This is a genomic window from Gordonia sp. i37, assembly GCF_002043085.1.
GTDB classification, from domain to species: Bacteria; Actinomycetota; Actinomycetes; order Mycobacteriales; family Mycobacteriaceae; genus Gordonia; species Gordonia polyisoprenivorans.
In genome coordinates this window covers 1-5,712 of the sequence record NZ_MVPX01000289.1, presented here as the reverse complement: position 1 = coordinate 5,712, position 5,712 = coordinate 1, and the positions used below count along the sequence as shown (strand labels likewise).

The 5,712-nt window shown below is 67.8% G+C and carries 6 protein-coding genes; 2 read left to right on the top strand and 4 right to left on the bottom strand.

The features are described from left to right. Positions 1-703, top strand: a 703-nt coding sequence (locus tag B1964_RS13940) for a serine hydrolase domain-containing protein (protein WP_079930188.1), incomplete at its 5' end; no start/stop codon positions are given. Between the two features lie 124 nt (positions 704-827). Next, positions 828-1,346 (top strand): DUF3145 domain-containing protein, encoded by a 519-nt coding sequence (locus tag B1964_RS13935; RefSeq protein WP_006371495.1) that lies wholly within the window; start codon positions 828-830, stop codon positions 1,344-1,346. A gap of 400 nt (positions 1,347-1,746) precedes the next feature. Here B1964_RS13935 and B1964_RS13930 read toward each other — a convergent pair whose 3' ends face one another. The 4 genes from B1964_RS13930 to B1964_RS13915 form a co-directional block, all read right to left on the bottom strand. Continuing rightward, positions 1,747-3,198, bottom strand: a complete 1,452-nt coding sequence (locus B1964_RS13930; RefSeq protein ID WP_079930185.1) for a carboxyl transferase domain-containing protein — start codon at positions 3,196-3,198, stop codon at positions 1,747-1,749. A 29-nt stretch (positions 3,199-3,227) separates the two neighbouring features. Continuing rightward, positions 3,228-4,499: a KasA/KasB family beta-ketoacyl-ACP synthase gene (locus tag B1964_RS13925; RefSeq protein WP_020170855.1), complete on the bottom strand. Its 1,272-nt coding sequence runs from the start codon at positions 4,497-4,499 to the stop codon at positions 3,228-3,230. After that, positions 4,496-4,801: a meromycolate extension acyl carrier protein AcpM gene (gene acpM, locus B1964_RS13920; protein WP_006371499.1), complete on the bottom strand. Its 306-nt coding sequence runs from the start codon at positions 4,799-4,801 to the stop codon at positions 4,496-4,498. Before acpM ends, B1964_RS13925 begins: the two co-directional genes overlap by 4 nt. Before the next feature lie 133 nt (positions 4,802-4,934). Further along, positions 4,935-5,712 (bottom strand): ACP S-malonyltransferase (locus tag B1964_RS13915; protein ID WP_139765734.1); only part of this gene is annotated, 778 nt, incomplete at its 5' end.

The following is a 5,712-nucleotide window of genomic DNA, read 5'->3' as shown; positions in this document are numbered from 1 at the left end:
GGCCGTTCTGGTCGCGGTGGAAGAGGGTGCGCTCGAACTCGACGACGAGGCGGGACCGCCCGGGGCAACGGTGGCCCACCTGCTGGCGCATGCCTCCGGACTGGCCTTCGATAGCCGATCGGTGATGGCCCCGCCGGCCACCCAGCGGATCTACTCCAGTGCCGGATTCGAGGTGCTCGCCGAGACCGTCGAAGCCGCGACGGACATCGACTTCGCCGAGTATCTGCGGCAATCGGTGTGTGAGCCACTGAGGATGACCGATACCGTCCTCGATGGTCCGGCCGGGCACGGCGCACGCTCGTCGGTCGCCGACCTGGCGCGCTTTGCCGCCGACCTCATGGTGCCGACGGTGCTGTCGTCGGAGATGCTGGACCGAGCGACCCGCGTCGCCTTCCCGGGTCTCGACGGATTCGTGCCCGGTTATGGCAAACACAAGCCCAACGACTGGGGGCTCGGGTTCGAGATCCGGGGGCGCAAGCATCCGCACTGGACCGGTGCGAACAACTCACCGGAGACCTTCGGTCACTTCGGGCAGTCGGGGACCTTCCTGTGGGTCGACCCACGCTTCGGCCGGGCGTGCGTGGTACTCACCGACCGGCCGTTCGGTGCGTGGGCCAAGCCGTTGTGGAGCGAATTCAACGACAGTGTGTGCGAGGCACTGGGCGACTGGCGGTTGTCCACTCCAACCACACAAGATTCATAAAAGCGCATTAGAAACTGGCGCAACACGTACCTCATAGGGCACAATCGGAGTCACGAGTGTGCTATCCGGTGTTGCGAGGTGTGTTGGGGAAGACGTTCCTCGTCGACAACCGGAGGTGACCAAGGTGCGCAACCTGAATCAGTTTGCGGACGTGACAACAGGAGTGGTGTACATCCACTCGGCGCCGGTGGCGCTGTGCCCGCATGTGGAGTGGGCTCTGTCGTCGACCCTGAATGCGCGCGCGAACCTGAAATGGTCGGCACAGGATGCCGAGCCGGGGATGCAGCGTGCGACGGTCGATTGGGCAGGGCCGGTGGGCACAGGCGCCCGTCTGGTGACCGCGCTGCGCGAGTGGTCGGCGTTGCGCTTCGAGGTGACCGAGAACGCCAGTGAGGGCGTCGACGGCGAACGCTTCTGCTACGTCCCAGGATTGGGTCTGTGGCGCGGTTCGATGAGCGCCAACGGCGACGTGATCGTCGGGGAGACCCAGCTGCGCGCGATGATCGAGTCGCAGCCCGACAGCGCCGGTCTGGCCGGCGAGATCGAATCGGTGCTCGGCACGGCGTGGGATCACGCACTCGAGGCCTACCGCATGGGCGGCTATGGCGCCGAGGTCACCTGGCTGCAGCAGCGCGTCGGGTAGCTCACGAGACTCCTCATTCGGCCCCGGCATCCGCCGGGGCCGAACTGCGTGCACGGGCACCGTGTACCGCGCCACCCCATCACGACGACAAGCGCTGTCGGCGTCGAGACGAGCGCTGTCGGCGTAGGGAAGGGCGCTGTCGGCGCAAACCCACTCACCACGCCGCCGCGCGCCCGCGTCTGGACTGACGAAGAGCGAGGAGCGTAGCGACAATGCGACAACGCCGTGGACCCACTCACCACGCCGCCGCGCGCCCGCGTCTGGACTGACGAAGAGCGAGGAGCGCAGCGACAATGCGATGAGGAGGGAAGACGCGGGTTATAGCGCGGGCGGCACCGCGACGGCGGAGCCGGCGCCAACAAACACCGCGGCGGCACCGCGACGGCGGAGCCGGCGCCAACTACAGGGGTATGTTTTTGTGCCGCCCGCGGCGTGCCGGTGCTGCGGCGAGTGCGGCGGTGATGATGCTGCGGGTTTTTGCCGGGTCGATGACTTCGTCGACGACGCCGATGGATTGGGCGCGTCCGACGCCGCCGGCGATGGCTTCGTGTTCGGCGGCCAGGCGGTCGTGGAGGGCTTCGCGTTCGTCGTCGGGGGCGGCGGCGAGGGCTTTCTTGTGCAGGATGCCCACGGCGGCTTTGGCTCCCATGACGGCGACCTCGGAGCCGGGCCAGGCGTAGACGGCGGTGGCGCCCAGGGCACGGGAGTTCATGGCGATGTAGGCCCCGCCGTAGATCTTGCGGGTGACCAGGGTGACGCGGGGGACTGTGCATTCGGCGAAGGCGTGCAACAGTTTTGCGCCGCGGCGGACGACGCCGTTCCATTCTTGGCCGACGCCGGGGAGGTAGCCGGGGACGTCGGTGATGACGACGAGCGGGATGCCGAAGGCGTCGCAGAGTCGGACGAAGCGGGAGGCTTTTTCGGCGCTCTCGGAGTTGAGGCAACCGCCCATGCGTAGTGGGTTGTTGGCGATGACGCCGACGCTGTGTCCGGCGAGGCGGCCGAACCCGGTGACGATGTTCGGAGCCCATTTCGCTTGCAGCTCTTCGAAACTCGAGATCTCGGTGTCGCCGTCGGCGGCGTGCTGGGTGTCGAGGAGGGCGGTGACGACGGGGTGCACGTCGTAGGCCCGGCGGTTGGATTCGGGCAGCAGGGCCTTGAGGTCGGTGTCGCCGGCTTCGGCGTGCTCGGTGTCGAACCGGCCGGGGCGGGCGAAGGTGGAGACGAGTCGACGGGCGCGCCAATAGGCGTCGGCCTCGGAGTCTGCGGTGATGTGGCTGACCCCGGATTTCTTTCCGTGGGTGAGCGGGCCGCCGAGCGATTCCATGTCGACTTCTTCGCCGGTGACGCTCTTGACGACGTCGGGTCCGGTGACGAAGACGCGACCGGCGGGGGCCATGATCACCACGTCGGTGAGTGCGGGTCCGTAGGCGGCGCCGCCGGCGGCGAATCCGACGACCACCGAGATCTGCGGGATGTAGCCGGAGGCCCGCACCATCGCCTCGAAGACTCCGCCGACGGCGTGCAGGGCTTCGACGCCTTCGGCCAGACGGGCACCACCGGAGTGCCAGATGCCCACGACCGGGGCCTGTTCGGTGATCGCGGTGTCGATGGCGTTGACGATGTGGGCGCACCCCACGACACCCATGGCACCGCCCATCACGGTGCCATCGGTGCAGTAGGAGACGGTGCGAACGCCGTTGACCTCTCCGATCGCTGCCTGCACTCCCGATTTGTCCCGGGGGTGCAGCAGCGACAGGGAGCCTTCGTCGAAGAAGTTGGTCAACCGCAGCAGTGGATCTCGCGGATCGACTGAGTCCTCATGGCCGGTGATGGGGGCCAATGTGGTCATCGCTGTCTCCTCGGGGGTGTCGCGAATGGTCAGTAGCGACCGAAGGCGAGCGCCACGTTGTGCCCACCGAAGCCGAACGAGTTGTTCAGCGCGTAATCAATCTGACCATGACGGGCCTGCCCGTGCACCACTTCGATGTCGCACTCGGGGTCCTGGTTCTCCAGGTTCAGCGTCGGCGGGATGACGCTTTCCTCGACACTCTTGATCGTGAGCACCGATTCGAGGGCTCCGACCGCGCCGATGGAGTGACCCAGGGCCGACTTGGGGGCATACACCGCGGCGTGGTCGCCGATGGCCGCCTTGATCCCGACCGCTTCGGCGGTGTCGCCGATGGGGGTCGAGGTGGCGTGCGCATTGACGTGGGTGATGTCCTTCTTGGTCAGCCCGGCCGTCTGGAGGGCCCGTGTCATCGCTCGTGCGTTGCCCTGACCGCTGGGGTCCGGGGCGACGAGGTGGAAACCGTCGGAGGTGATACCGGCACCGAGCACGCGCGCGTGGATATGTGCCCCACGGGCTTTGGCGTGTTCCTCACGTTCGAGGATCAGCATCGCGGCGGCCTCGCCGAAGACGAATCCGTCGCGATCCTTGTCGAACGGTCGTGACGCCGCGGCCGGATCGTCGTTACGGGTGCTCATCGCGCGCATCATCGAGAACGCGGCGATCGGGATCGCATCGATGTGTCCTTCGACGCCGCCGGTGACGACCATGTCGGCGTCGCCCATGACGATGTGCCGCCAGGCGTGCGCGATCGCCTCGGCACCCGACGAGCACGCCGAGACCGGGGTGATCACACCGGCGCGTGCGCCGATGTTGAGGCCGACGACGGCGGCCGGGCCGTTGGGCATGGCCATCGACACCGCGAGCGGGGAGACCTTGCGGTAGTTGCCGGAACTCTCGATCGCCTTGACGGCGTCGACCATGGCGTCGCCGCCGCCTTGGCCGGTGCCGAGCACCACGGCGAGGCGTTCGGGATCGACTTCGGGTTCGCCGGCCTGCGCCCACAGGCGCTTGCTCATGACGTGGGCGATCCGCTCGACGTAGGCCATGCGGCGAGCCTCGACGCGGGTGACCTCGTCGGCCGGATCGGAGAGTAGTCGCCCGCCGACGCGGCAGGGCAGTTCGCCGAATTTGGTGACGAAGTCGTCGGTCAGCTCACGGATGCCGGTCTTGCCGTCGAGCAGCCCCTGCCAGGTCGATTCGAGGTCGACACCGAGGGAGGTGGTGGCCACCATCGAGGTGACCACCACACTCGGGAAGTTCCCGCCCAGCGTTGAGTATTCGCGGAGGGACGGCGAGCTCACGAGTTCTGTTCTGCCTCGATCTGGGCCTGGATGGCGGCAGCGGCTTCGGGGTTCTCGGCCTCGAGCTTCTGGATGTAGTTGACGGCGTCACCGACGGTGCGCAGGCCGGCGAGGTCCTCGTCGGGGATCTTCACGCCGTACTTGTCCTCGGTCTGCACCGCGATCTCGACCATCGACAGCGAGTCGATGTCGAGGTCATCGACGAACGACTTCTCCATCGTCACCTCGGACGGCTCGATGCCGGTGACTTCCTCGATGATCTCGGCGATGCCGGCAATGAGTTGTTCCTGGGTGGCAGCCACGTGGGTGGTTCCCTTCTCGTGATTTAGCTGTGGGTGGTGATTGTCCGGAGCTACCCGAGGCACGAAAGCACCTCGGGTGCTTGGATATCCGGTGACAACCGGATTTCCGGTGGGGTCGCGTGGGACGCGACCTCTATCCAAGTTCGATGACCTTCTCGATGTCGTCGGGGGTCTTCCACGCCACGGTGGGGGTCCCCTTCATCTCGCGCTTGGCGATGCCGGCGAGAGCGCCGGCGGGCGGGAGTTCGACCAGAGAGGTGACGCCGACCTCGCGCATGTAGGCCGAGCACAGGTCCCAGCGGACCGGGCTGGTGACCTGCGTGACAAGCTTGCTCAGCGCCTCGGCGCCGTCGGCGACCGGCCGGCCGTCGGAGTTCGACAGCAGGACCCGGGCCGGGTCGGCGGGGGTGATCTTCGACGCGGCAGCGGCGACGGCGTCGCGTGCCGGGGCCATGTAGTCGGTGTGGAAGGCGCCGGCGACGGCGAGTTTACGGATGCGGGCCTTCTCCGGCGGACTCGCGATCAGCTCGTCGATGGCCTCGACCGGTCCGGCGGCGACGATCTGGCCTGCGGCGTTGCGGTTGGCGGGCACAAGCGCGAGCTCGTCGAGACGGGCGAGGACCTGGCCCTCGTCACCGCCGAGCACCGCGGCCATGGTGGTGGCCTGGAGGGCGCAGGCCTTGGCCATCTCGGATCCGCGGATCGCGGCCAGTTTGACGGCTTCGTCGGAGCTGATGACGCCGGTGATGGCCGCGGCGGCGAGTTCGCCGACCGAGTGACCGGCGATCACGGCGTCGTCGGGCAGCTCACCGCGCTTGAGGTACTCATCGAAGGCCAGCAGGGCCGCGGCGACGACGAGCGGCTGGGTGACCGCCGTGTCGGTGATCTCCTCGGCGGGGGGGGGGGGGGCG